The organism is Kitasatospora sp. NBC_00039 (genome assembly GCF_045160625.1).
Classification (GTDB): Bacteria; Actinomycetota; Actinomycetes; order Streptomycetales; family Streptomycetaceae; genus Kitasatospora.
Map to the genome: position 1 here is coordinate 3,661,592 of NZ_CP108289.1, position 25,892 is coordinate 3,687,483.

General features: G+C 72.4%; 22 protein-coding genes. 13 read left to right on the forward strand and 9 right to left on the reverse strand.

Going from position 1 to position 25,892, the window contains the following annotated elements; genetic code table 11:
• Positions 1–117: 117 nt before the first annotated feature.
• Positions 118–1,092 carry a 4-hydroxy-3-methylbut-2-enyl diphosphate reductase gene (locus OG286_RS16095; RefSeq protein ID WP_396320640.1) on the reverse strand — a complete coding sequence of 325 codons (975 nt, stop codon included), beginning with the start codon at positions 1,090–1,092 and terminating at the stop codon, positions 118–120.
• 87 nt (positions 1,093–1,179) lie between these two features.
• Here OG286_RS16095 and OG286_RS16100 point away from each other — a divergent pair, with 87 nt between their 5' ends.
• The 4 genes from OG286_RS16100 (at position 1,180) to OG286_RS16115 (ending at position 5,082) form a co-directional block, all read left to right on the forward strand.
• Entirely contained in the window at positions 1,180–2,523 is a 1,344-nt protein-coding gene (locus tag OG286_RS16100) for an APC family permease (RefSeq protein WP_396320639.1), read from the forward strand.
• Positions 2,524–2,563: 40 nt separating this feature from the next.
• Positions 2,564–3,790: an exodeoxyribonuclease VII large subunit gene (xseA, locus tag OG286_RS16105; protein ID WP_396320638.1), complete on the forward strand. Its 1,227-nt coding sequence runs from the start codon at positions 2,564–2,566 to the stop codon at positions 3,788–3,790.
• 301 nt (positions 3,791–4,091) lie between these two features.
• Positions 4,092–4,343, forward strand: a complete 252-nt coding sequence (locus OG286_RS16110; protein ID WP_396320637.1) for an exodeoxyribonuclease VII small subunit — start codon at positions 4,092–4,094, stop codon at positions 4,341–4,343.
• A gap of 136 nt (positions 4,344–4,479) precedes the next feature.
• Complete coding sequence (locus OG286_RS16115; protein WP_396320636.1) at positions 4,480–5,082, forward strand: malonic semialdehyde reductase; 603 nt, start codon at positions 4,480–4,482, stop codon at positions 5,080–5,082.
• A gap of 125 nt (positions 5,083–5,207) precedes the next feature.
• Here OG286_RS16115 and OG286_RS16120 read toward each other — a convergent pair whose 3' ends face one another.
• A complete protein-coding gene (locus OG286_RS16120; RefSeq protein WP_396320634.1) occupies positions 5,208–5,723 on the reverse strand; it encodes a DUF4245 domain-containing protein in 516 nt (171 codons plus the stop codon).
• 236 nt (positions 5,724–5,959) lie between these two features.
• Here OG286_RS16120 and glpX point away from each other — a divergent pair, with 236 nt between their 5' ends.
• Entirely contained in the window at positions 5,960–7,000 is a 1,041-nt protein-coding gene (gene glpX, locus OG286_RS16125) for a class II fructose-bisphosphatase (protein ID WP_148643103.1), read from the forward strand.
• Positions 7,001–7,114: 114 nt separating this feature from the next.
• On the opposite strand, the gene OG286_RS16130 is transcribed toward glpX, so the two are convergent.
• A complete protein-coding gene (locus tag OG286_RS16130) occupies positions 7,115–7,495 on the reverse strand; it encodes a WhiB family transcriptional regulator (RefSeq protein WP_396320633.1) in 381 nt (126 codons plus the stop codon).
• A 269-nt stretch (positions 7,496–7,764) separates the two neighbouring features.
• Positions 7,765–8,511, reverse strand: coding sequence for a DUF1707 domain-containing protein (locus OG286_RS16135; RefSeq protein WP_405361210.1), 747 nt, complete (start codon positions 8,509–8,511; stop codon positions 7,765–7,767).
• A gap of 157 nt (positions 8,512–8,668) precedes the next feature.
• Between OG286_RS16135 and OG286_RS16140 the strand changes: the two genes are divergently transcribed.
• Positions 8,669–10,360 carry a fumarate hydratase gene (locus tag OG286_RS16140; RefSeq protein ID WP_396320631.1) on the forward strand — a complete coding sequence of 564 codons (1,692 nt, stop codon included), beginning with the start codon at positions 8,669–8,671 and terminating at the stop codon, positions 10,358–10,360.
• Between the two features lie 144 nt (positions 10,361–10,504).
• On the opposite strand, the gene OG286_RS16145 is transcribed toward OG286_RS16140, so the two are convergent.
• Positions 10,505–11,263 carry a GntR family transcriptional regulator gene (locus tag OG286_RS16145; RefSeq protein ID WP_396320630.1) on the reverse strand — a complete coding sequence of 253 codons (759 nt, stop codon included), beginning with the start codon at positions 11,261–11,263 and terminating at the stop codon, positions 10,505–10,507.
• A 239-nt stretch (positions 11,264–11,502) separates the two neighbouring features.
• On the opposite strand from OG286_RS16145, the gene OG286_RS16150 reads away from it, so the two are divergent.
• On the forward strand, positions 11,503–11,811 hold the full coding sequence (locus tag OG286_RS16150) for a hypothetical protein (RefSeq protein WP_405361208.1): 309 nt from the start codon (positions 11,503–11,505) through the stop codon (positions 11,809–11,811).
• A 259-nt stretch (positions 11,812–12,070) separates the two neighbouring features.
• Here the strand turns inward: OG286_RS16150 and OG286_RS16155 are convergent, their stop codons facing one another.
• Entirely contained in the window at positions 12,071–12,334 is a 264-nt protein-coding gene (locus OG286_RS16155; protein WP_396320628.1) for a hypothetical protein, read from the reverse strand.
• A gap of 214 nt (positions 12,335–12,548) precedes the next feature.
• Between OG286_RS16155 and OG286_RS16160 the strand changes: the two genes are divergently transcribed.
• From OG286_RS16160 to OG286_RS16170, 3 genes are all read left to right on the forward strand, one after another.
• Positions 12,549–15,527, forward strand: coding sequence for an AfsR/SARP family transcriptional regulator (locus OG286_RS16160; RefSeq protein ID WP_405361206.1), 2,979 nt, complete (start codon positions 12,549–12,551; stop codon positions 15,525–15,527).
• 581 nt (positions 15,528–16,108) lie between these two features.
• A complete protein-coding gene (locus tag OG286_RS16165; protein WP_405361204.1) occupies positions 16,109–16,885 on the forward strand; it encodes a class I SAM-dependent methyltransferase in 777 nt (258 codons plus the stop codon).
• A gap of 56 nt (positions 16,886–16,941) precedes the next feature.
• On the forward strand, positions 16,942–18,780 hold the full coding sequence (locus tag OG286_RS16170; RefSeq protein WP_396320625.1) for a SpoIIE family protein phosphatase: 1,839 nt from the start codon (positions 16,942–16,944) through the stop codon (positions 18,778–18,780).
• Positions 18,781–18,957: 177 nt separating this feature from the next.
• Here the strand turns inward: OG286_RS16170 and OG286_RS16175 are convergent, their stop codons facing one another.
• Positions 18,958–21,144: an MMPL family transporter gene (locus OG286_RS16175; RefSeq protein ID WP_405361201.1), complete on the reverse strand. Its 2,187-nt coding sequence runs from the start codon at positions 21,142–21,144 to the stop codon at positions 18,958–18,960.
• A 156-nt stretch (positions 21,145–21,300) separates the two neighbouring features.
• Between OG286_RS16175 and OG286_RS16180 the strand changes: the two genes are divergently transcribed.
• Positions 21,301–21,927, forward strand: a complete 627-nt coding sequence (locus OG286_RS16180) for a TetR/AcrR family transcriptional regulator (RefSeq protein WP_396320622.1) — start codon at positions 21,301–21,303, stop codon at positions 21,925–21,927.
• Between the two features lie 9 nt (positions 21,928–21,936).
• On the opposite strand, the gene OG286_RS16185 is transcribed toward OG286_RS16180, so the two are convergent.
• Positions 21,937–22,887: a LysR substrate-binding domain-containing protein gene (locus OG286_RS16185; protein WP_396320621.1), complete on the reverse strand. Its 951-nt coding sequence runs from the start codon at positions 22,885–22,887 to the stop codon at positions 21,937–21,939.
• A 191-nt stretch (positions 22,888–23,078) separates the two neighbouring features.
• Here OG286_RS16185 and OG286_RS16190 point away from each other — a divergent pair, with 191 nt between their 5' ends.
• Together OG286_RS16190 and OG286_RS16195 are read left to right on the forward strand one after the other, a co-directional pair.
• A complete protein-coding gene (locus tag OG286_RS16190) occupies positions 23,079–23,630 on the forward strand; it encodes a peroxiredoxin (protein ID WP_148643114.1) in 552 nt (183 codons plus the stop codon).
• A 5-nt stretch (positions 23,631–23,635) separates the two neighbouring features.
• Positions 23,636–24,178, forward strand: coding sequence for an alkyl hydroperoxide reductase (locus OG286_RS16195; protein WP_396320620.1), 543 nt, complete (start codon positions 23,636–23,638; stop codon positions 24,176–24,178).
• A gap of 221 nt (positions 24,179–24,399) precedes the next feature.
• Here OG286_RS16195 and OG286_RS16200 read toward each other — a convergent pair whose 3' ends face one another.
• On the reverse strand, positions 24,400–25,842 hold the full coding sequence (locus OG286_RS16200; RefSeq protein ID WP_405365389.1) for an AI-2E family transporter: 1,443 nt from the start codon (positions 25,840–25,842) through the stop codon (positions 24,400–24,402).
• Positions 25,843–25,892 lie beyond the last annotated feature (50 nt).

Consider the following 25,892-nt stretch of genomic DNA (forward strand, 5'->3'; position numbering starts at 1 on the left):
CGGTCGGCGTTGTCCACAGGCCTGTGCACACCTGGGCACAAAACTACGAGAGCACACCCGGCCGCGCACAGCAGAAAGCCCGGCCCCACAGGGGGCCGGGCTTTCCGGAGGCGGCGATTACAGCTTGCCCGCGGCCTCGGACCGCAGGTCGCGGCGGAGCTCCTTGGGCAGCGAGAAGGTCAGGTGCTCCTCGGCCGTCTTGACGGTCGACACGTCGCCGTAGCCGCGCGCGGCCAGCCAGTCCAGGACGCCCTCGACCAGGATCTCCGGCACCGAGGCGCCGCTGGTCAGGCCGACCGTGGTGACGCCCTCCAGCCAGGCCTCCTGGATCTCGTCGGCGAAGTCCACCAGGTGGGCGGCCTTGGCGCCGTACTCCAGGCCGACCTCGACCAGGCGGACGGAGTTGGAGGAGTTCTTGGAGCCGACCACGATCAGCAGGTCCGTCTCGGGCGCCATCTGCTTGACGGCGACCTGCCGGTTCTGGGTGGCGTAGCAGATGTCGTCGCTGGGCGGGCTGACCAGGAGCGGGAACCTCTTCTTCAGCTCGCCCACGGTGGCCATGGTCTCGTCCACCGAGAGCGTGGTCTGGGAGAGCCAGACGACCTTGGACTCGTCGCGGACCTCGACGTTGGCGACGTCCTCGGCGCCGTCCACCAGGTGGATCCGGTCCGGTGCCTCGCCCATGGTGCCGACGACCTCCTCGTGGCCCTCGTGGCCCACCAGCAGGATGTCGAAGCCCTCGTCGGCGAAGCGGACGGCCTCCTTGTGCACCTTGGTGACCAGCGGGCAGGTGGCGTCGACGGTGGCGAGCTTGCCGGCCTTGGCCTCATCGTGGACGGACGGCGCGACGCCGTGCGCGGAGAACACCACGATCGAACCCTCGGGCACCTCCTCCGTCTCGTCGACGAAGATCGCGCCCTGCTTCTCCAGGGTCTGCACCACGTACTTGTTGTGGACGATCTGCTTGCGGACGTAGATCGGCGCCCCGTACTGCTCCAGGGCCTTCTCCACGGCGATCACTGCGCGGTCGACGCCCGCGCAGTAGCCCCGGGGGGCGGCGAGCAGGACACGGCGCTGCGCGGTGTTGGACATGGCTCCATCGTACGGGCGGAGGCGAGCCGCGCCGACGGGAGGCGCTTTCGGACCGGAACCGGCCGCCGATGCTCAAATGTGGAATCTATGAGCGAGCGAGTCGACGCCGGCGGTCTGCGGCGCAGCCTGAGTGTCCGCGATCTGATGGTGTACGGGCTGCTGTTCATCGCCCCGATGGCGCCGGTCGGCGTGTTCGGCGTGCTGGACGCCAAGAGCCACGGCGCGGTGGCCTCGGTCTATCTGGCGGCGACCGTCGCGATGGGTTTCACCGCCTTCTCGTACGCCCAGATGGTGCGCGCGGTGCCGCAGACCGGCTCGGTCTTCGCCTACGCGAGGGCCGGTCTGGGCGAGGGGCCGGGGTTCATCGCCGGCTGGATGGCGATGCTCGACTACCTGCTGATCCCCGCGGTGGCGTACCTGTTCTCCGGCATCGCGCTGCACTCGCTGGTGCCGGACGTGTCGCGCTGGGTGTGGACGGCACTGGCCGTGGTGGTGACCACCGCGCTCAACCTGGCCGGCGTGCGGACGGCGGCGGCAGTCGGCCTCGCGGTGCTGGCGATGGAGATCGCGGTGCTGGCGGTGTTCCTGGTGGCGGCCGTGGTGGTGCTGGTGCGGGACGGCGCGCAGCGCGGCTGGGACACCCCCTTCACCGCGGTCGGCGGCTTCTCGCTGACCGCGGTGATCTCGGCGGTCTCGGTGGCGGTGCTCTCCTACCTGGGCTTCGACGCGATCGCGACCTTCGTGGAGGAGGCGGTCGGCGCGTCGGCGGCGGTGGCCAGGGCCGTGCTCTGGTGCCTGCTGCTGGCCGGGGTCCTGTTCATGGCGCAGACCTACCTGGCGGCGCTGCTGGAGCCGACGACCCCGCAGCAGCTGGCCGCCGAACCGGCCGCCCAGGGTTCGGCCTTCTACGACACCGTGGAGAGCGGCATCGGGCACTGGCTGCACGTGCTCGTCGCGGCCGCCAAGGCGATCGGCGCGGCGTTCGCGGCGCTGGCCGGGCAGGCGGCGGCCGGGCGGCTGGTCTACGCGATGGCCCGGGACGGCCGGCTGCCCCGGGCCCTGGGCACCGTGGACCCGGCCAGCGCGGTGCCGCGCCGGGCGCTGCTGGTGGCGGCGGTGATCACGATGGGCGCGGCGGTCTGGGCGGCCGGCCGGGACGACGGCCTGGACCGGCTCACCTCGGTGGTGAACATCGGCGCGCTGACCGCCTTCGCGCTGCTGCACGCCTCGGTGATCGGCTGGTACGTGGTGAAACACGGCTCGCGGGACTGGCTGCGGCACCTGGTGGTACCGGTGCTGGGCATCGCGGTGATCGGGGCGGTGGTCTACGAGGCCTCGCCCACGGCGCAGATCGCGGGGGCGGTCTGGCTGGGAGTGGGGCTCCTGGTGCTCGTCGTCCAGGGAGCCTCCGCGGTCGGCATCCGCCGCTGAACCGACCGCGCTGTCGGCCTGCGCCGCTAGCCTCGTACGCATGGCCAACACCAGCTCTCCCGAAGCCCCGCTCCCGGTCGGCAAGGTCTCCGCGCTGATCGGCGGCTGGATCGACCGGCTCGGCGCGGTCTGGGTGGAGGGGCAGATCACCCAGCTGAGCCGGCGGCCGGGCGCGGGCGTGGTCTTCCTGACGCTGCGCGACCCGCAGGCGGACGTCTCGCTCACCGTGACCTGCTTCCGCTCGGTCTTCGAGCAGGTCGCGGACGTGGTGCAGGAGGGCTCGCGGGTCGTCGTGCACGCCAAGCCGGAGTGGTACGCGGCGCGCGGCCAGCTCTCGCTGCGGGCGGCGGAGATCCGGCTGGTCGGCCTGGGCGAGCTGCTGGCCCGACTGGAGCAGCTGAAGCGGCGGCTAGCCGGGGAGGGCCTGTTCGCGGCCGACCGGAAGCGGCCGCTGCCGTTCCTGCCGCAGTGCGTCGGGCTGGTCACCGGGCGCGGCTCGGCGGCCGAGCGGGACGTCCTGGAGAACGCCCGGCGGCGCTGGCCGGCCGTCCGCTTCGAGGTGCGCAACGTCCCCGTGCAGGGCGTCAGCGCGGTGGAGCGGGTGAGCGCGGCGGTGCGGGAGCTGGACGAGCACCCCGAGGTGGACGTGATCATCGTGGCCCGCGGCGGCGGCAGCGTCGAGGACCTGCTGCCGTTCTCGGACGAGGGGCTGGTGCGGCTGGTCGCGGCGGCCCGGACGCCGGTGGTCAGTGCGATCGGCCACGAGCCGGACCAGCCTCTGCTGGACTTCGTCGCCGACCTGCGCGCCTCCACCCCGACCGATGCCGCCAAACGGGTGGTCCCGGACGTCGGCGAGGAGCTGGCCAAGGTCCGCAACCTGCGCGACCGGGCCAGGCGGCACGTGCTCGGCCGGGTCGACCGGGAGCAGCACGGGCTGGACGGCGTCCGAAGCCGCCCGGCGCTGGCCGCGCCGCACCGGATGCTGGACGGGCGCGGCCAGGACGTGGCGGCCCTGTTGGAGCGCGCCCGGCGCACCCTCGGGCACCGGCTGGACCACGCGCAGAGCGACCTCGGGCACACCCTGGCCCGTGTGGTCGCGCTCTCCCCGTCGGCCACCCTGGAGCGCGGCTACGCGGTGCTCCAGCGGGAGGACGGCACCGTGGTGACCGACCCGGCGCAGGTCGCGGCCGGCGACGCGCTGCACGCCCGGGTGGCGGGCGGGGGCTTCGGCGTGACGGCCACAGAGGTTCAGGACCTGGCCCAATAGGAGCGTCGGCGCTCAGCGCGAGCGCCGGCGGTCGACTCCTCGCCGCCGTTGCCGACGCCCGGGGCGATCCGAGCGCCTGGCGGGCGGTCGGCTGTCGGCGCCAGCCCCTACGCTGGCTCCCGTGACTCCTCCACCCCGTGGACGGGGCGGCTTCTCACTCGACTCCGGAGAACCACATGACGGCCGAGCCCTGACCGCTGCCCGAGAGCAGGGCCACAGCCTGCTGCGCCGTTTCACGGCCCCGAGGGCAAACGATGCATTTCCTCGCGCCCTGAAGGCGAGGTCTACCGTAGGGAGAGAAATGGCAGATCAGCAGGAGGCACAGGCCGCACCGGGGACGCCGGACGACGCGCTGGGGTACGAGCACGCCCGGGACGCGCTGCTGGAGGTGGTCCGGCAGCTGGAGAACGGCGGCACGTCGCTGGAGGAGTCGCTGGCGCTCTGGGAGCGCGGGGAGCAGCTGGCGAAGGTCTGCCAGCGCTGGCTGGACGGCGCCCGGGCCCGGCTGGACGCCGCGCTGGCCGCCGAGGAGGGCGAGCCGGCCGGCGAGTAGGCGGACGGAAGGGTGACGGAGATCACGTCGGCGCGGGGAACAGTTGAATGTTCACACATGTTGGGAACAGGTGATCGGCCACGGTCGGTCGTCCACACGAACCCTGTCCCGTATGACGCATGAGGTGCAGACAAGCATGACCACCGACGCCCTGGTACTCGACGCCGCCGCTCAGGACCTGCTGTTCCGCGACGCCCGCACCGCCAACACCTTCACCGACGAGCCGGTCTCCGAGGAGCAGATCCAGGCCATCTACGAGCTGGTCAAGTTCGGCCCGACCGCCTTCAACCAGCAGCCGCTGCGCGTCGTCCTGGTCCGCTCGGCCGAGGGTCGCGAGCGCCTCGTCCAGCACATGGCGGACGGCAACAAGGCCAAGACCGCCGCCGCCCCGCTGGTCGCCATCCTGGCCGTGGACAACGAGTTCCACGAGGAGCTGCCGACCCAGCTGCCGCACTTCCCCCAGGCCAAGGACATGTTCTTCAGCGAGCGCCCGGCCCGCGAGGCCTCGGCCGCGATGAACGGCGCCCTCCAGGCCGGCTACTTCATCATCGGCGTCCGCGCCGCCGGCCTGGCCGCCGGCCCGATGACCGGCTACAACGCCGAGGGCATCGACAAGGAGTTCTTCGGCGACGGCGAGCACTCGGTGCTGGCCGTGGTCAACATCGGCAAGCCGGGCGAGGACGCCTGGTTCCCGCGTTCGCCGCGCCTGGCCTACGACGAGGTCGTCACCACCGTCTGATCGCGATGCGATGACGCGGGAGCTAGGGGAAGGGCCCGCACCGGTTCCACCGGTGCGGGCCCTTCCCGTCCGCTCGCGCTCGTTGCGATGCCCGGGTGCCGTCCACTCCCCCGGGGCCCGGAGGCCTACTTGAGGGCCTGCGCCAGCTCGGCGAGCTCCTCGTAGGAGGCGGTGCCGGTGACCAGCGTGGTGGCGCCGCCGCTCTGGACGGCGAGGGCGCGCGCCTTGGGACCGGCGACGCGCTCCCAGGACTGCCCGGCCACCTCCGACGTGCCGTCCGGCTTGCCGCCGGCCACCGCCGAGTCGAGCAGGACGGCGCGGTCGACGTCGCTCTGCTCGATCGCCGCGTACTGGCCGGACGGGGTGACGAAGCCCAGGTGCCAGGCGTTGCCCTTGCCCTTGCCCAGTGACGCCGGGTCGTAGCTCACCGAGGTGGCCCGCCACCGGTCGGAGAGACCCTCCGGGGTGAGCAGCGGGTACGGCGCGGCGCGCTTCGCCGAGGCGGCGGCCACCCGGTACTCCTTGGTGTGGACACCGTCGCCGCTCGCGTCGTGCGGCAGGAACAGGTACCCGATCCAGACCACGGCGCCGACCGCCAGCATCGACAGGACCATGTCCCGTACCGTCTGCCGGCCCTTCATGCCTCTGCTCTCTCCAGCCACCCCCACATGGTGACTCATCCGGTCCGGACCACCCGCACCCGGGGTGGCCCCGGACGGGTGAACAGGGGCAAACCCGCCGTTTCCGACCAGGGGTGGCGACCCGCGCCACAGACAGTCATCTCGTGGGCAGATACGATCGCAGAACCCTCACCACGGCGTTCGACCTGGCAGTAGTCGGGCGCTCACTGGCCGTCGCGTACAGAGAGGTAACGACGATGACCACGCAGTACCCGCACAACCTCCCCAGTGCCCTGGAGGTCGCGCCCGAGGCTCCCGACCGGAACCTCGCGCTCGAACTCGTCCGGGTCACCGAGGCGGCCGCCATGGCCGCCGGCCGTTGGGTCGGCCGCGGCGACAAGAACGGCGCCGACGGCGCCGCCGTCAAGGCCATGCGTACGCTCGTCTCCACCGTCTCCATGAACGGTGTCGTCGTCATCGGCGAGGGCGAGAAGGACGAAGCCCCGATGCTCTACAACGGCGAGCGGGTCGGCGACGGCACGGGCGCCGAGTGCGACGTCGCGGTGGACCCGGTCGACGGGACCACGCTGACCGCCAAGGGCATGAACAACGCCGTCGCGGTGCTGGCCGTGGCCGACCGCGGCACGATGTTCGACCCCAGCGCGGTGTTCTACATGGACAAGCTCGTCGCCGGGCCCGAGGCCGCCGAGTTCGTCGACATCACCGCCCCGGCGGCCGTCAACATCCGCCGGGTCGCCAAGGCCAAGGGCAGCGCCGTGGAGGACGTCACCGTCGTCATCCTGGACCGCCCGCGCCACGAGGGCCTGGTCAAGGAGATCCGCGAGGCCGGCGCCCGGATCAAGTTCATCTCCGACGGCGACGTCGCCGGCGCCATCATGGCCGCCCGCGAGGGCACCGGCGTCGACCTGCTCATGGGCGTCGGCGGCACCCCCGAGGGCATCATCGCCGCCTGCGCGATGAAGTGCATGGGCGGCGTCATCCAGGGCCGGCTCTGGCCCAAGGACGAGGCCGAGCGCCAGAAGGCCCTCGACGCCGGCCACGACCTGGACCGCGTGCTCACCACCGACGACCTGGTCAGCGGCGAGAACGTGTTCTTCGTCGCCACCGGCATCACCGACGGCGAGCTGCTGCGCGGCGTCCACTACCGCCAGGAGACCGCCACCACCAGCTCGCTGGTCATGCGCTCCAAGAGCGGCACCATCCGGGAGATCCACTCCACCCACAAGCTGTCCAAGCTGCGGGCTTACAGCGCGATCGACTTCGACCGCGCCAACTGATCCCGGACGCACCCGCGTCGGCCACGCCCGCGGCCTCGGCGAAATCCCCCTTCGCCGAGGCCGCGGGCGTTCGCGTGTGCGTGCGTCGCCGGCGGCCCGGCCGTCGCGCCCCGCTCAGCCCGCTATCCGGCTGGGGCGGGCCGCCTCGCGCAGCTCCGTCTCCCGGCGCCGGCGGCGGGCCAGCACCACCCGACGCTCGGCGGCCGTCAACCCGCCCCAGACGCCGTACGGCTCCGGCTGCGCCAGCGCGTGCTCCCGGCACTCCAGCAGCACCGGGCAGCGCGCACAGACCTGCTTCGCCTGCTCCTCCCGCGAAAGCCGGGCCGCCGTGGGCTCCTTGGAGGGTGCGAAGAACAGCCCCACCTCGTCCCTGCGGCACGCCGCGCCGGTGTGCCAGGGGTTGTCGTCACCCTGCGGCTGGGCACCGGGCCGGCGCTCCAGCACCTGGGCGGCGGCAACGGACGATGTGGGGCGGGACTCGATCGGATGCAGCACGGCCGTACTCCTGACGAGGCTCTCGGACACGGGGAAGCTCGCACCCCTGCCCGGCTGCGAGCCCCCGCGATACACCCCCCGGGCCGGCCTCAGGCCGCCTCCGGTGCGCAGCCGTACAAGAAGCGATGTGCGTGAGGAACTACCCCGCCGCACCCTGATTCATGCACACTGCACGCAATCGACTACAGAGTGCACCCGACGCAACGACGAGTGCCCGGGCGGGAGTTGCTCCCACCCGGGCACCCTTCCGGCCGCTGGGCCGGCTTGGCCTACTCCGTGCCGAGCTGCTTGCGCACCCACTCCTTGAGCTTCTTGCCCTTGCGCGGCCGCGCCTCGCAACCGCCGAACACCGCCATGCCCTTGACCCGGACGACCGGCGCGTACGGGTCGGCGGCGGTCTGCTCCTTGACGTCGAAACCGCCGAAGATGCCGACGCCGTGGCCGACCAGGCTGACGTTCTCGGGCACCTTGATCTCCACCCCGCCGAAGATCGACACCACGTCGATGACCACCTCCGGCGACTCGAAGACGGCATCCGTCAGGTCGATCTCGACCCCACCGAACGCGGCCACCGCGCGGAGCTGCGAACCCACCCGCCAGCGGCCCTTGCGGGAGGCGGCGCCGAAGATCGCCACCATGGTCGGCGCCTCCTGCCGCGCGGGCAGCCGCACCGGGCCGTCCGGGCGCCGGCCCGGCTCGCCCAGCGGGGTCTTGTCGAAGGAGATCGACCGGTGCACCGGCAGATCCCTGGTCAGCGGCACGAGGTCACCCAGGGTCTTGGCCCCGTACGCGGCCTCGATCCGCTCGGAGTGCTCCTCCGCGTCCAGCCGGCCCTCGGCGTAGGCGTCGCGCAGCAGCTCCGCCACCCGCTCACGGTCGGCGTCCGAGGCCCGCATCTCGGCCTCCGCCACCGGGGCGTGGTCGGCCCGGGCGGGCTGCGCCGGCTCCGGCTTGGTCATCGGTACGGGCGCCTGCCCCTGGTCGTCCTGGTCGTCCCTCGACGGCGAGTTGTCCACGGGCCAAGACTAGCCATCGGGGCAAGCCCCGTACGCATGTCCCAGTGACCCTGGTCACGCAGGCGGACCTGTCCGCGTGCGACGTTTCGCCGGGTCCTACCCTTGAGGGTGCTTCGCCGACGCAGCCGGACACACTGGAACACTAAGGACCGCCCCCATGGCTCCCACGCCGGATTTCGAGTACAGCGACCTCCTCCCCCTGGGCGCTGACCCGACCCCGTACCGCAAGCTGACCTCCGAGGGTGTCTCCACCTTCGAGGCCGGCGGTCGCACCTTCCTCCAGGTCGAGCCCGAGGCCCTGCGACTGCTCACCGCCGAGGCGATGCACGACATCTCGCACTACCTCCGCCCGGCCCACCTCGCCCAGCTGCGCCGCATCCTGGACGACCCGGAGGCCAGCCCCAACGACCGGTTCGTCGCGCTGGACCTGCTGAAGAACGTCAACATCTCGGCCGGCGGCATCCTGCCGATGTGCCAGGACACCGGCACCGCCATCGTCATGGGCAAGCGCGGCCAGAACGTGCTGACGCAGGGCGGCGACGAGGCCGCCGTCGCGCGGGGCGTGTACGACGCGTACACCAAGCTGAACCTGCGCTACTCCCAGATGGCCCCGGTCACCATGTGGGACGAGAAGAACACCGGCAACAACCTTCCGGCGCAGATCGAGCTGTACGCGACCGACGGCGACGCCTACAAGTTCCTCTTCATGGCCAAGGGCGGCGGCTCGGCCAACAAGTCGTACCTGTACCAGGAGACCAAGGCCATCCTGAACGAGGCGAACATGCTCTCGTTCCTGGAGCAGAAGATCCGCTCCCTCGGCACCGCCGCCTGCCCGCCGTACCACCTGGCGATCGTGATCGGCGGCACCAGCGCCGAGTTCGCGCTGAAGACCGCCAAGTACGCCTCCGCGCACTACCTGGACAACCTGCCGACCGAGGGCAACGCGAAGACCGGGCACGGCTTCCGGGACCTCGAGCTGGAGGCCAAGGTCACCGAGCTCACCCAGAAGATCGGCATCGGCGCGCAGTTCGGCGGCAAGTACTTCTGCCACGACGTGCGCGTCGTCCGCCTGCCGCGCCACGGGGCCTCGCTGCCGGTCGCGATGGCCGTCTCCTGCTCCGCCGACCGCCAGGCCCTGGGCAAGATCACCGCCGAGGGCGTCTTCCTGGAGCAGCTGGAGACCGACCCGGCGAAGTACCTGCCGGACACCACGGACGAGGCCCTGCTGGTCAGCGGCTCCGCCGGGGGCGCCGACGACGTGGTCCGCATCGACCTCGACCAGCCGATGTCCTCGATCCGCGCCGAGCTGTCCAAGTACCCGGTGAAGACCCGCCTTTCGCTCACCGGCACCCTGGTCGTCGCCCGCGACATCGCGCACGCCAAGATCAAGGAGCGCCTCGACGCCGGCGAGGGCATGCCCAAGTACCTCCAGGACCACCCGGTCTACTACGCCGGCCCCGCCAAGACCCCCGAGGGCTACGCCTCCGGCTCCTTCGGCCCCACCACCGCCGGCCGGATGGACTCCTACGTCGACCAGTTCCAGGCCGCCGGCGGCTCCATGGTCATGCTCGCCAAGGGCAACCGCAGCAAGCAGGTCACCGACGCCTGCGCCGCGCACGGCGGCTTCTACCTCGGCTCCATCGGCGGCCCCGCGGCCCGCCTCGCCCAGGACTGCATCAAGAAGGTCGAGGTCCTGGAGTACGCCGAGCTCGGCATGGAGGCCGTCTGGCGCATCGAGGTCGAGGACTTCCCGGCCTTCATCGTGGTCGACGACAAGGGCAACGACTTCTTCCGCGAGACCACCGAGGGCCCGCTCATCACCAACCTGCGCGTGCGGTCCAAGGAGTAGTCCCCGCTCCTGTCCGACACCCGCCGCCCCGGTCGCCCCGCCCGCGACCGGGGCGGTTCCGTCGGGCGGCCGATTCGGCCGGCCACCACTATCAGTGACAACGGCCTGCGGCGTGCGTTCCCGACCAGACGCCGGCCGTCGGTCTCACGCGTCGAAGTCGTACTCCAGGACGTAGGAGGCGGCGTCGAGGGTCATCTCGTTCAGCTCGACGACCTGGCCCTCGTCGGCGAAGGCCGTCCGGCAGATGAGGATGACCGGCGTGCCCGTCGAGAGCTCCAGCCGGGTGCTCTCCTCGGCACTGGGCATCCGGGAGCGGACCTCCTCACGGAAGTGCACCGGCTTGGCGCCGATCTCCGCCAGACGCGCGTAGGTACCGCCCGGGCCGGTGTCCTCGCGGGTGATGGCCGTCCCCGCGACCAGGCCGGCCGGCAGGTAGGACGTCGACAGCAGCACCGGCTTGCCGTCCAGCACGAACCGTCTGTGGCGCACGCACATCGGCGCGCCCGGGTCGACCCCCAGCACCCGTGCCACGTGGTCCGGCGCGCCCTGCTCGGTGACCGAGACCTGGTCCACGAGCAGCGACCGGTTGTCGATGTCCGCCGACCATATCGACCGGCCGGATCCCCACTGCCCCTGGGCGAGCCGCTGGATCCCGCGCCGCCGCAGCGGCCGGAAGTCCCGGACGAACACCCCGGCGCCCCGGCGCGCCTCCGCGATGCCCTCGCTCTGCAGGACGCCGAGCGCCTGACGGGCGGTCATGCGGGCGACGCCGTACTCGTCCATGAGGTCGTTCTCACCGGGCAGGCGGTCGCCGGCGCGGTACTCGCCGGCGTCGATGGCCGCCTTGAGCGTGTCGGCGATCCGCTGGTACTTGGGCTGTTTCCCGCCACTGCTGCCGGCCATCGCTCTCTCCCTCATCCTCGCCGGAAATCGTAGGCGCGCCCGGGGGCGCCGATAAGCCGGTACGCGCCAGTACGCCGGTCCGACCGGTCAGACGGTCAGACCGGTCAGGGCGTTGACATCTCTAGAGATATTAGCTTCTCTAGAGATGCTGGGTAGTCGCCGAGCAGAACACAAGCACCGACAGCGACCAGGGCCGGCGCATCCACCGCCGCGCCCGTACCAGAGCGAGGAGCACTGCGGTGAGCACCCGTAAGCGCAACGCCGCGGCCTACCGGCCGCGTGCAGGTGAACTCGTCCTCGACGCCAGGACCGGCCGCACCGGCATCTACATGGACACCCTCGGCGGCGAGCTCTACCTGCGCCCCCCGGACGGCGGCCGCGAGTGGACCACCCGGCCCGGCCAGGTCTCCCCGGCCCCCGCCGACCCCGACCCGGCCTCCACCCCGGCCCCGGCCCGGGCCCCGGCGGCGGACGACCACGCCCGCCTCCACGCCCGGCTCGCCGCCCGCAACCGGGACTCCCGCCTCAACGAGAGCCAGGTGGCGTGACGCGGGGCGGCCCGGTCGGACGTCGCGGACACCCGGGCACGTCCTGGACCTGGCCCCGTGAGCGAGCAGCCCGTCGCAACGGCCGCCGTCTGATCCTCGTCATCCGGACCGGCCACCGTGCATCCGTTCGCCACAACCGATCCGGCGGCCACGGAACGACGAGTGCCCCGGACCCGCGGGACTCGGGTACGGGGCATCTCGGCAGATCCGGCGCCCATGGACCACGGGCGCCGGCACGGGGCATCAAGTTCGAGAGCGCTTACGGGTGGCTGGAGATGATGCCCTGTGGCTCGCGGACCTCGCCCGGCTTGCCGGTGGCCGGGGTGGCGGGATCCACCACGCGCTCGGACTCGTCGCCGAAGAGGTCGTCTTCCAGGTCGGCCTTCTGCTCGGCAGTCGGCTCGGTGTACTCGGTCGGGTTCGAGGGGGCGGCCACCGCGCCCTCGACAGCCTTGCCGGCCTCCACAGCGGCCTCCTGGGCCGGCGTGGTCGGCGCGGGGGTCTCGCTCTGGTTGTTGGCCATGGGCGGCCGCCTTTCGGTCACAAATGTCTTCAGCCCCACCGGCTTGGCGCGGGCGCCCGGACAGTATCGTAGGGTTGATTAAATGTCCGATAAACATCGTGCGACTTGCGGTGCCGTCCGGCAGAGTCGGCCCTCCGCCTAAGCTGAAGCCATCACACGGCGGACCGCCGAGCGCCCTGCGCGGAATCGACACCACAGGCCATCGGGGGACTTCATGGAGTTTCGGGAGACGCCGCCTTCGCCAGCGCTGCGCTTCCAGGTACTCGGTCCGGTCCAGGCCTGGCTCGACGGCAGGCCCTTGTCCCTGGGCTCACCACAGCAGCAGTCCATTCTCACCGCACTGCTTCTGCACGCCGGCCGGCCCGTCACCACTCAGGATCTTGTCGACGGTCTGTGGGGGGACCGACCACCGACGCAGGCCATTGCCGCATTGCGGACATATATCTCCCGACTGCGTACCGTTCTTGAGCCCAGGCGCGAAATTCGCCGACCGGCGGAAGTGCTCATATCAGTCAGCGACGGCTATGCGCTGCGCATTCCGGCCGACGCCCTTGACGTCACCGTCTTCGAGAGCCGGGCCGCCGAGGCCAACGCGGCCCGGGCCGCCGGAGACCTGCACGAGGCACACCGTCTCCTCGTCAGTGCGCTCGGCCTGTGGAGCGGCCGGGCACTGACCGGCGTTCCTGGACCGTACGCGGAGTCACAACGTCTCCGCCTGGCCGAGCGACACGTCACCGCTTCCGAGGAACGGTGCGCGGTGGCCCTCGACATCGGCCTGCACGCCGAGATGGTCGGCGAACTGAGCTCGCTCACCGCCGAGCACCCGCTCAGGGAGCGGCTGCGTGAATTGCTGATGCTCGCGCTCTACCGCTGCGGCCGCCAGGCGGAGGCGCTCGGCGTCTACACCGACACCCGGAAGCTGCTGATCGACGAGCTCGGTGTCGAGCCCGGCACCGGGCTCTCCTCCATGCACTCCCGCATCCTCGCCGCCGATCCGGCCCTGGCGCTGCCCGAAGTCGCGCCGACCGGTGACCCGGCCCGCGAGGACGCTGCGGTCACGGTGACTCCCCCGGCCCAGCTGCCCGCCGACGTCTCGGACTTCAGCGGTCGCACCGAGCTGGTGGGCGAACTGTCGACCGTACTGATGAACGCGACCGGCCAAGCCGTGGTGGTCACCTCGCTCGCCGGGATCGGCGGCGTCGGAAAGACCACGCTTGCCGTCCATGTGGCGCATCGTGTCCGTCCCGAGTTCCCGGACGGGCAGCTCTACGTGGATCTCCGTGGCGCGGGTGCCTCACCCGCCGACCCGGCCGTCGTCCTCGGCGACTTCCTGCACGCCCTCGGGGTCACCGAGACCCCTGACTCACTCGAGCAACGGGCCGCGCTCTACCGCTCATTGCTCGCCAGCCGGCGGATGCTGATCCTTCTGGACAACGCCCAGGACGCCCGGCAGATCCAGCCCCTGATCCCCGGCGTCTCCGGCTGCGCCGTGCTCGCCACCAGCCGGTCGCGGCTCGCCGGCATCCCGGGGGCGCATCTGGTCGACGTCGAGGAGCTGACGCCCGAGGAGGCGCTCGCACTCTTCTCGGCGATCGTCGGGGACCACCGCGTCGCCGCCGAACCGGAAGCGGCCATGGCCGTCGTCACCGCCTGCGGCTTTCTGCCGCTCGCCGTCCGCATCGCCGCCGCCCGCCTGGCGAGCCGGCCGCGGTGGACGGTTTCGGACCTCGCCCGGCGCTTAGCCGATCAGCGGCGACGTCTGGACGAACTCCAGCTCGGGAACCTGGCGGTGGAGACCACCATCGGGCTCGGCTACGGACAGCTCTCGCCTTCCGAGGCCCGTGCGTTTCGGCTGCTCTCCCTGATCGACTCGACCGACATCCCCCTGGCCGCGGCCGCGGCGCTGCTCGGTGTCGACGAGGACACCGCCGAGGCACTCGCGGAAGCGCTCGTCGAGGCGAACATGCTGGAGTGCTTCTCACCGGGCCGCTACCGCTACCACGATCTGCTCCGGCTCTACGCCCAGCGGCAGAACGAGCGGCTCGGCGACATCGAGGAACAGCAGGCCGCCGTGCGACGCCTGCTCGACCTGCTCCTGCCCACCGTTCGCAACGCGGCGCGGTCCATCGAACCCGACGACCAGCTCCCGGAACCACTCAATCCGCTGGGCTCGCCCGGTTTGGAGCTGTCGACGAGTCAGGACGCGCGGGAGTGGCTCCGGACAGAGGTCACGTTCCTGCTCAGCGCGGTCGAGACGGCCACGCGTGGGCCGGGCAGCCTGCTGCGGCCCGCCGTGGACCTCCTGATCGTCCTGAACAGTCTCGTCGAGGACCCCACACACGGGCCCCGGGTCCGCCGCATGCTGGAAACCGCCGACCGGAACACCGAGTCGTACGGGGACGCCGCCGCGCTCGCCCGGGTGCACTTCGCGTTCGGCACTCTGCAATCGATCACCAACGACTTCCAGAGCGCCGAGCGGTCGCTGCGCAAGAGCCTGAGCCTCCAGGCCTTCGATGACATGACCGTGCTGCGCTCGGCCGCGGCCAACGATCTGGGGATCATCCTCAGCCTCGCCAACCGGCCTGCCGAGGCCCTGCCGTTCTTCGAGCAGGCACTCGCCATCAGCCGCGTCGTCGGCGCGCCCATCGGCGAGGCCAGGCTGCTCGGCAACATGGCACGGGCCCAACTCGGCCTGGGAATGATTGAGACGGCCGTCCGATCGGTGACCGCCGCCGTCGCGACCGCACACGCCTCCAAGAACGGCCCGTGCCTCGCCGACACCCTGTACCAGCTCGGTGTCGTCCTCTCCATGACCGATGATCCGGGCGCCTCGGTCGGGCACCTGCGCGAGTCCCACCGGCTCTACCAGTCGCAGCAGAACCGCCTCCGCGAGGGCTACACCCTCGCGCGGCTCTCCTCAGCCCTGCTCGCGGCCGGCCGGCACGCCGAGGCGGCCGAGGCGGCCGAGGAGTCGCTCGCCATCGGACAGGAGATGGACTCCGCCTACTGCCAGGGCCTCGCCAATGCCGCGCTGGGCGAGGCGTTGCTCGGCCTCGCCCAGCCGGCCCGTGGCCTCGCGTGTCTGCAGGAGGCCCACGCGATCTTCACGCGGCTCGGTGTGCCGGAGGCCTCCCCCGTGGCGGACCTCATCTCCCAGCAGCACACCGAGCCCCTCTCTCCCCCCGCGCCGTAGACCTCCGCCACTCCCCCGTGTCCCCCGCGGAGTCTCCCCCGTCAGCGTTGGTGCCCCCGCAGCCCCCCGGCTGCGGGAGCACCCTCAACGCTTCCCCGGCGCTGGATTCCACTGTGCACCGGACCGATTGACGTTCGATAAACGTCGGCTTGTCGGCGCCGGGAGGCGGAAAACCCCAGGTCGGACGCACGGAGCCGACGCCCCGTGCGGCGCGTGGGCGCCGGCCGCACCACCCCGGGCCACGACCCCGTGCTTCCGCAACCCGGGTCACAGCGCCCGACTGTCACGAGTTGGCCGGAAACGGACCCCATGGCGGAGTGATCACGCATATTCTCAGATGCCAGTACACGAGTGCACTTGTCCGGTCGAGCATCCGGAAACGGCAGCGCGGCGGCGCTCCCACGGTGCAGAGTGTCTCTGTGCAGCGTGTCTGAGTGCAGTCAGTGTGACGCGGGGAGCGTGACGTACCGCCACCGGCAGCGGGCCGGCGAGGCAGCACGGGCGCCGGGACGAACGGCGGCCCGGCCTCGTACGCCGAGTACAGCCGACCGGAGGCCCGGGTGGAAAGGTGCCTCTCAATCGTGACGACCGGACAGATATCCGACCCGTTCCCCCTCGACGAGGACGCGGACGGCGGGGACGAGCCCGACGTCCTGCGCCGCCGTGCCGAGCGTGCCCTGCAGGCCGTCGCCTTCGACACCATCGGCGCCGGGTACGGCGAGGCGTTCCCGGCCAAGGGCGGGCAGCTCGCCTGCGGGCGCAGGCTGCTGGCGCAGCTCGAACCGGGTGCCGCCGTGCTGGACGTCGGCTGCGGCACCGGTGACCCGACCGTCCGGCAGCTGACCACCGCCGGGATGCGCGTCACCGGCGTGGACCTCTCGGACGTGATGCTGACGCTGGCCCGCGAGGGGGCCCGCCGCGGGCCGCGCGCGCCGTACGCCCCCGTCTTCCACCGCATCGACATGTACGACCTGGCCACCGACCGGGCGGGCCAGGCCTGGAACCTCCCCGCGCTCGGCCCCGGCGGGCGGGGCGGTTTCGCCGCCGTCACCGCCTTCTTCTCCCTCATCCTGCTTCCCCAGGACGAGATCCCCGTCGTGCTCGGCCGGCTGCGCGAGCTCCTGCGGCCCGGCGGGCTGCTGGCGCTCGGCATGGTCGAGGCCGACCTGGATCACGTTCCACTCCCGTTCCTCGGACGGGAGCTGCGGATCAGCGGGTATCTGAGGGAGGATCTGGAACGGGTTCTGGTGGAGGCCGGGTTCGCCGTCGAGGATCGGTCGGGGTACTCGTACGCTCCGGCCAGCACCTCGCTGCCGCCGGAGGAGCAACTGTTCCTGTGCTGTCGACGCGTCGGCTGAGACCAGTTCACCCCGGAAAGACCAGCTCCCCACACCACTCCCCAGGACAGGCAGCCGTGCGCGACCAGCTCAAACCCGAGGCCGGACAGCCGCCTGCCCTTCCGGGCCAGCGCCGTCCGCCGCCTCTTCCGGCCGGCGAGGTCGCCGAGCGCCTCACCTACATCGACTCCGCCACCCGACGGATCAACAGCGCCCTCGACCTGGCCGCGACGCTGCGCAACATCTGCCGGGTGCTGGTGCCGACCCTCGCCGACGCCGCCGTCGTCCACCTGCGCGACCCGCTGCCCAACGTCGAGCGCGAGCCCGGGTTCCCCGACGAGCTGCGAATCCACCACAGCCTGGGCACGCGGCTGGGCCGCCGCGGCCGGCCCACCACCGGCGACGACCACCGCGGCTCGCGGCACGGCACCCGGTACGGTTCGCGCTCCACGGCCGACACCGGGCCGGCCACCCCGGTCACCCGCGGCGGCGCGCTCGCACACATCCTGCTCAGCCGGCGCCCCGCCGAGGCCGCCGTCCTCGGCACGGAGCGCGGGCCCGACGGGCCCGCCGACCGCGCCACCGAGCGGACCACCGAGCTGCTGCGCGAGCTGTACGGCGCCCGCGGGCTGGCCCGCCTCGGCGCGGGAAGCTCCGTGCTCGCCCTGCCGCTGCGCGGGCGCAAGGCCGTCCTGGGCCTGCTGGTGCTGATCCGGCGGCCGCCCGAGAAGACCGGCCGCCCCGGCTTCGACCCCGCCGACACCGCGACCGCCGCCCACCTCGCCACCCAGGCCGGTCTGGCCGTCGACACCGCCCTGCGGTACGCCCGCGAGTGGGAGATAGCCAACGAACTCCAGCGCAGCATGCTGCCGTTGCGCCTCCCCCAGTCGCACGGCGTCCGGCTCTCCCAGCGCTACCTGCCCGGCGAGCGCGGCGCCCAGGTCGGCGGCGACTGGTACGACGCGGTACCGCTGCCCGGCAACCGGGTGGCGCTGATCGTCGGCGACGTGATGGGGCACTCGCTCACCTCGGCCGCCATCATGGGCCAACTCCGCACCAGCGCCCAGACCCTGGCCGCCCTCGACCTGCCGCCGCACGAGGTGCTGTACCACCTGGACGAGCAGGCCCAGCGGCTCGGCCGCGAACAGCACCTGGCCACCTGCGTGTACGCGGTCTACGACCCGATCGCCAACCGGGTGGTGCTCGCCAACGCCGGGCACGTGCCGCCGGTGCTGGTCCGGCCGGACGGCACCGCCGAGCTGCTGGAACTGGACTCGGGCGCGCCGATCGGCGTCGGCGGGGTCGACTTCTCCTCCGTCGAGCTGCCCGCGCCGCCCGGCTCCGCGCTGCTGCTCTTCACCGACGGCCTGGTGGAGACCCGCAGCCGCCCGCTCAGCGACGGGCTGGAACTGCTCCGGGCCCGGCTCGCCAGCGCGCACCCGCAGGCCCCCGAGCAGCTCTGCCAGGAGGCGCTGCGGATCCTGCCGCCGGGCGACCGCGGCGACGACATCGCGCTGCTCGCCGCCTGCTTCGACGGCATCCCGGCCGGGGACGTCGCGCACTGGTACCTCCAGCCGCGCAACGAGACCCCGGGGCGGGCGCGCCGGCTGGCCGCCCACACGCTGCGCCGCTGGGGGCTCGAAGAGCTCAGCGAGGCAACCGAGTTGATGGTCAGCGAGCTGGTCACCAACGCCGTCCAGCACGCCACCCGGCCGGTCACCCTGAGCCTGGTCCGCACCACCCGGCTGCGCTGCGAGGTCGGGGACGACAGCCCGCTGCTGCCGCGGCCGCGCCGGACCGGGCCGGAGGACGAACGCGGGCGCGGGCTGCAGATAGTGGCCCGCTGCGCCGAGCGCTGGGGCGCCACCCGGCTGGGCACGGGCAAGGTGGTCTGGTTCGAGCAACGGCTGCCCTGAGGGCGCCGTGGCGGGCGCGGGTGCCGTGAGCGCAGCGGCCGTCGTGACGGGCGCGGCCGCCGTGGCTTGGCGTGGCGTGGCGTCACGTGGAACGACCGCCGAGGCGCGACGCGACCACGGCTCCCGGCGAGGCCGCCGGGAGCCGTGGCCGTGAGGTGAGGCGGTGGCGCGCCGGGGTCAGACCCGCTCGGGCACCTTCGTGGGCTCGGCGGGCTCCGACAGCCGGGCCATCAGCTGCTCGCCCTCCATGTCCACCCGCGGCACCACCTTCTCCAGGCTCTTCGGGAACCACCAGGCCGCCCGGCCGAACAGCGCCATCGCGGCAGGCACCAGCGCCATCCGCACCACGAAGGCGTCGACCAGTACGCCCACCGCCAGCGCGAAGCCGATGGGCTGCACGATCGGGTCGTGGCCGAAGACGAAGCTGCCGAACACCGACACCATGATCAGCGCCGCTGCCGTGACCACCCGCGCGCCGTTCTTCACCCCGGCGACCACCGCGTCCCGCGGCGCCATGCCGTGCGCGTGGTGCTCCTTCATCCCGGAGACCAGGAAGAGCTCGTAGTCCATCGCCAGCCCGAACAGCACCCCGATCAGCAGGATCGGCACGAAGCTCACCACCGGGCCGACCTTGGGCACGTCGATCACCCCGTCCAGCCAGCCCCACTGGTAGACGGCGACCACGGCGCCGAGCGAGGCGGTGATGCTGAGCAGGAAGCCGGCCACGGCCTTCAGTGGCACCAGGATCGAGCGGAAGGCCAGCGCCAGCAGCACCACCGCGATGCCGACGATCACCGCGACGAACGGCGGCAGCGCGTCGCCGAGCTTGGCGGAGACGTCGATGTTGGCGGCCGTGGTGCCGGTGACGTCGATCCGCGCGCCGGTCGCGGCCCGCAGCCCGTCGCGCTGGTCGCGGATCTCGTTGACCAGCCGCTCGGTGTCGGCGTGGTCCGGGCCGGTCTGCGGGATGACGGTCAGCAGCGTCGTCCGGCTGGGCTGGTCGACGGCCGGGGGCAGCAGCGTCTGCACGCCCTTCAGCGAGGACAGCTTCTCCGCCACACCCTGCACCGCCGGCTCCGGCCGCTCGGCGCCCTTCGCGTCGACGACCACCACCAGCGGCGCATTGAAGCCGGGGCCGAAGCCGTCGCTGATCAGGTCGTACGCCTTGCGGGCGTCGGTGCCGGCGGCCTGCGAGCCGCCGCCGGGCAGTCCCAGGCTGAGGCTCGCCGCGGGCACCGCGAGGGCGATCAGTGCGGTCAGGCCGGCGAGCAGCACGGCCAGCGGGCGGCGCACCACGAAGGTCGCCCAGCGCTCGCCCAGGGTCGGCCGGTCGGAGGGCTTGGGCGCCCGTCGCCGGACCGGCAGCCGGTCGATGGCGCGGCCGGCGAAGCCGAGCAGTGCGGGCAGCAGGGTGACCGCGACGAGCACCGCCACCACGACGGCTCCCGAGGCGGCCAGGCCCATCACGGTCAGGAACGGCACGTCGGCGACGGCGAGCCCGGCCAGGGCGACCACCACGGTCAGGCCGGCGAAGACCACCGCGCTGCCGGCCGTCGCATTGGCGCGGGCGGCGGCCTCGTCCGGCTCCAGCCCCTCGGCGAGGTGGCGGCGGTGCCGGGAGAGGATGAACAGCGCGTAGTCGATTCCGACGGCCAGGCCGACCATCAGCGCCAGCACCGGCGCGGTGCTGATGATCTCGAACGAGCCGGAGAGCGCCAGCAGCCCGGCCATCGCCACGCCGATGCCGACCAGGGCGGTCAGCAGCGGCAGCCCGGCGGCGACCAGCGAGCCCAGGGTGATCACCAGCACCACCCCGGCCACCGCGAGCCCGACCGCCTCGCCGCCGTCGACCTGCGCCATCTTGTTGTACGCGTCGCCGCCGAAGGCCACCGTCAGCCCGGCCGCGCGGGCCGGTTCGGCGGCCGCCTTCACCGCGTCGCGCTGCTGCTCGGTGATGTCGCCGAGCTTGCGGTCGAAGGAGACCAGCGCGATCGCGACCTTGCCGTCCGGTGAGACCGCGCCGGTGGCGTAGGGGTCGGGCGCGGCGGAGACGCCGGGGGCGGTGGCGATCCGGCCGACCGCCTCGGTGACGGCCTTGGCCGCCTCCGGCGCGGCGATGCCGCCGGGGCCGGGGGCGGCGAACACCACCTGAGCGGAGCCGTGGCCCTGCGCGGGGAAGGTGTCCTTGATCCGGTCCAGGGTGCTCTGCGCCTCGGTGCCCGGCACCTTGAACTCGTCGCTGGTCTTGCCGGCGAACGCCCCGGCGGCTCCGCCTACCGCGATCAGCACCGCGATCCAGACGGCCAGCACGGCCCGCCTTCGCCGGAAGCAGTAGCGGCCCAGTCGGTAGAGGTACGTGGCCATGGGTGACCCCTCGGTCTGATCGGTCGGGCAGGCAGGCGCCTGAACAGGTCCCGGCCCACGGTACGCGCAAGTTGTTCACCTGACAAAGTCGCCCGACAGGAGCGAACGACCAATTCGACCGACCAGGTTGCTTGACCATGGCGATACCCTGGCCCAATGGCCCATGTCCCCGCCTCCGAACGACGCCCGCAGCTGATCCGGGCCGCGATCGACCTCATGACCCGCGAGGGCGTCGCCGCCGGCAGCACCCGGGCCATCGCGGCCGAGCTGGGCGTCGCGCAGGCGACGGTGCACTACACCTTCGGCACCAAGAAGGACCTCTACCGGGCCGTGGTCGAGCAGCTGATGGCCGACTTCATCGACCAGGTGCACGCCGCCTCCCCGGGCGACGGACCGTTCGGGGAACAGGTGCGGACGCTGGTGCACGCACTCTGGACCAGCACCGTCGCCGAACCGGGCCGGTGCATCCTGCTGGCCGAGGTCGAGACGCTGGCGATGCGCGACCCGGAGCTGAGGGAGATCATCCGCGGACTCCAGGCCGAGACCGAGCGGATCGCGGCGGACATGCTCACCGCCCTCGCCGATGCGCACGGCCTGACGCTGGCCCTGCCCGCGCACGACATCGCCATCCAGTTCCTGGCGGGCTTCGACGGCCTGTGCGGCCGCCATCTGGTCTTCCGGCCCGACCACGTGGAGCCCGACGAGGAGGCGCTGCGGGCCCTGGACCTGCTGGTCGCCGGTACGGTCGGCCTCTGCCTGGGCGCGCCGGCCCGGTCCGGCTGACGCCGCCGGCTACTCGACGATCCGGACCGGCAGCTCCGCCAGCACCTCGCGCAGCGAGGCGGCGAACCGGTCGTACTCGTCGCTGCGGGCCGAGCCCGGCCGGGTGGCGAGCCCGATCCGGCGGCCGGGCGCGGGCGCGGCGAAGCGGACGGCGGCCAGCCGGTCGGTGCGGCCCGCCTCGACGTCCAGCGCGGTGGCGGGCAGCAGGGTGACGCCGAGACCCCCGGCGACCAGCTGGACCAGGGTGGAGAGGCCGGCTGCCCGGGTGGTGGAGCCGGCCGCGTCGGCCCCGACCTCGCGGCAGATGTCGAGGGCCTGGTCGCGCAGGCAGTGGCCCTCCTCCAGCAGCAGCACGTCCAGGTCGAGCAGCACGTCTCGCGGGACGCCGGTCCGCCCGGCGAGCGGGTGGTCGGGCGCGGTGACCAGGACGAAGTCCTCGTCGAACAGCGGGATGTCCCGGGTCGGCGAGCCCCCGCCGGCCGGCAGCGCGAGCAGCAGGACGTCGAGCCGCCCGCCGGCCAGACCCTCCAGCAGCGAGGGCGTGCGCTCCTCGTGGACGTGCAGCTCCAGATCCGGATACCGGTCGCGGACCAGCCGCAGCACGTCGGGCAGCAGGTACGGGGCGACGGTCGGGATGACGCCCAGGTGCAGCGGCCCGGTGAACGGCCGGCGGGCGGCCTCGACCTCCTCGGTGAGCGCCTGCACGGAGGCGAGCACCCGGCGCGCATGGTCGAGCACGCGCTCCCCCAGCGGGGTGATAATCACCTTCCGCGTCGTACGCTCGACCAGCTGCGCACCCAACGACTCCTCCAGCGCCGCGACCGCACCCGACAGGGCGGGCTGACTGGTCCCGCTGGCCGCAGCCGCCTCCCGGAAGTGCCGGTGCTCGGCCACCGCGACGAAAGCCCGGAGCTGGGCGACCGTCGGCGGCCGGGGGCTGCGGACTGTGGCGCTTGCCACAGTCGCCTCGGGTTTGCGGGCGGCGGGCCTGCGGGGCGTGGGGCGGGAGGGAGGCGTGGGGGTATTGATAGGTCTCTCCGATCAGACACATCGAGTCTAGCTATTTCCCTGATCAGTCCACGATGTGGAATCGTGGGACGTGTCCGCAATCCGGACAAACTCCCCTCAGTCTCACTTCAGGAGAAGCGAACGTGCTCACGATCGGTGACAAGTTCCCCGAGTTCGAACTCAACGCCTGCGTCGACCTGGACGCCGCGAACGCCTTCGCCGAGATCAACCACAAGTCCTACGAGGGCAAGTGGAAGATCGTCTTCTTCTGGCCGATGGACTTCACCTTCGTCTGCCCGACCGAGATCGCCGCGTTCGGCAAGCTGAACGAGGAGTTCGCCGACCGCGACGCCCAGATCCTCGGCGTCTCCGGCGACTCCGAGTTCGTGCACCACGCCTGGCGCAAGGACCACAAGGACCTGCGCGACCTGCCGTTCCCGATGCTGGCCGACGTCAAGCACGACCTGATGCGCGCCTGCGGCGTCGAGGCCGCCGACGGCACCGCCCAGCGCGCGGTGTTCATCGTCGACCCGAACAACGAGATCCAGTTCGTCATGGTGACCGCCGGCTCCGTCGGCCGTAACCCCAAGGAGGTCCTGCGGGTGCTCGACGCCCTGCAGACCGACGAGCTGTGCCCGTGCAACTGGACCAAGGGCGAGGACACCCTCGACGCCCAGGCCCTGCTGGCGGGCTGACCATCATGGCTCTCGACGACCTGAAGTCCGCCCTCCCGGACTACGCCAAGGACCTCAAGCTCAACCTGAGCGCGGTCATCGGCAACTCCGACCTCCCCGCCCAGCAGCTCTGGGGCACCGTGCTCTCCTGCGCGATGGCCACCCGCAGCGCCGCCGTGCTGCGCGAGCTGGAGCCCGAGGCCAAGGCCAACCTCTCCCCGGAGGCGTACAACGCCGCCAAGGGCGCGGCCGCGATCATGGGGATGAACAACGTCTACTACCGGACCACGCACCTGCTCTCCGACAAGGAGTACAGCAGCATGCGGGCCGGCCTGCGGATGAACATCATCGGCACTCCGGGCGTCGAGAAGATCGACTTCGAGCTCTGGTGCTTCGCGGTCTCCGCCATCAACGGCTGCGGCCAGTGCCTCGACTCGCACGAGGCCGTGCTCCGCAAGGCCGGCGTCGAGCGTGAGGTCATCCAGACCTCGATCAAGATCGCCGCCGTCCTCCAGGCCGTCGCCGGCGTCCTCGACTCCGAGGCCGCCCTGGCCGCCGTCACCGTCTGACGGCCCACGCCGCACCCAGCGGGCCCCTGCCGGACCGACCGTCCGGCGGGGGCCCGTCGGCGTTTCGTGCCGGAACCGCACCGGCGCCGACCGGCTGACGGGCGTGACCCCGCCCCCACCGGGCCCGGGCGGCGAAGGCCTCCCCCGGCCGGTCAGGCGGCGCTGGCGGGCGCCGTCGTCGCGCCGCCCTTCGCCGGCCCCTTCAGTGCCGGCACCTTCCGCTAGGGCTTGCCGGCGGCGGCCTGGGCCGGCGCCTCCGGGTGGCCCGCCCGGGCGACGGCGGCTTCGCGGGCGGCTTCGAGAGCGGTGAAGACGGCCTGGCCGGCCTCGTTGCGGCGGCGCAGGTGGGTGACCACGGTGTTGGTGACCGCGATCAGCGGGACGGCCACGATGGCGCCGCCGATGCCGCCGATGATGGAGCCGGCGGCCACGCCGAGGACCACGCCCAGCGGGTGGACGCGGACGGCCCGGCCGAGGATGAGCGGCTGGAGGATGTGGCCCTCGAGCTGCTGGACGGCGACCAGCACCACCAGCACCATCAGCGCGGTCCACGGCGAGGTGGTGACCAGTGCGATCAGCACCGCGACCGTCCCGGTGACCAGCGCGCCGACCAGCGGGACGAAGGCCCCCAGGAAGATGATCACCGCGAGCGGCAGCGCCATCGGCACGCCGAGCAACTGGATGCCGATGCCGATGCAGACCGCGTCGATGAAGGCCACGCAGACGGTGCCCCGGACATACGCGGTGAGGGTCGCCCAGGCCTTCGGTCCGGCGCCGGCCATCGCGTAGCGGGAGTGCCGGGGCAGACCGCGCAGCGCCCAGCTCCAGATCCGCTCGCCGTCGTAGAGCAGGAAGAAGGTGGTGAAGAAGGCGAGCAGGACGGTGGTGAGCACCTCGACCGCGATCTGCGCGCCGGTGAGGCCGACCGAGGTGATCTGATCGGTGTTGGTGCTGATCGCCTTGGTGATCTGGTCGGCGAAGTCCTTGATCTGCTGCTCGGTCAGGTGCAGCGGACCGGTGATCAGCCAGTCCCGGAGGGTGGCGACACCGTCCTGGACCTTGCTGGTCACGTCGGACAGGTTGGTGGTCACCTGCCAGACCACGAACCAGCCGACCAGCCCGATCCCGGCCAGGCCGCTCATGAACACCCCGCCGGCGGCCAGCGAGCGCGGTACGCCGTGCCGGCGCAGCCAGGAGACGCTGGGCTCCAGCAGCGCGGAGATCAGCAGCGAGGCCAGAGCAGCGAACGCGACCAGCCGCAGCATGTCGACGACCATGAAGACGACGTAGAGCGCGGCGCCGAGCAGCAGCAGCCGCCAGGTCGACTCGGCGGCCACCCGCAGGCCCCACGGCACGGCCTCGGCCGGGGTGGCGGGACGTCCGGGGTGGAGTTCGCGCCCGAACGCGCCGTGGGTGGGCACCGGTGCGGGGGTGGGTGCGGCCTGGGCCGAGGGCGCGGCCTGGGCCGACGGCGCGGCCTCGCGAGGTGCCGGCAGATCGGCCGGAACCGCGGCCGGTGCCGGCAGCGGCACCACCTCGACCGGCGGCTCGTGGAAGTCGGCCGCGATCGCGGCACGCCGGCGCCGTTCGATCACGGCGACCGCGCTCGCCACCACGGCCGCGCCCTTGGCCATGGCCTTGAAGGCCTTCCCGCCCCGCGCCATTCTCGCTACCACCGCTCCCCCGCTGGGCCGCCGTGCCCGGCGGTACGCCG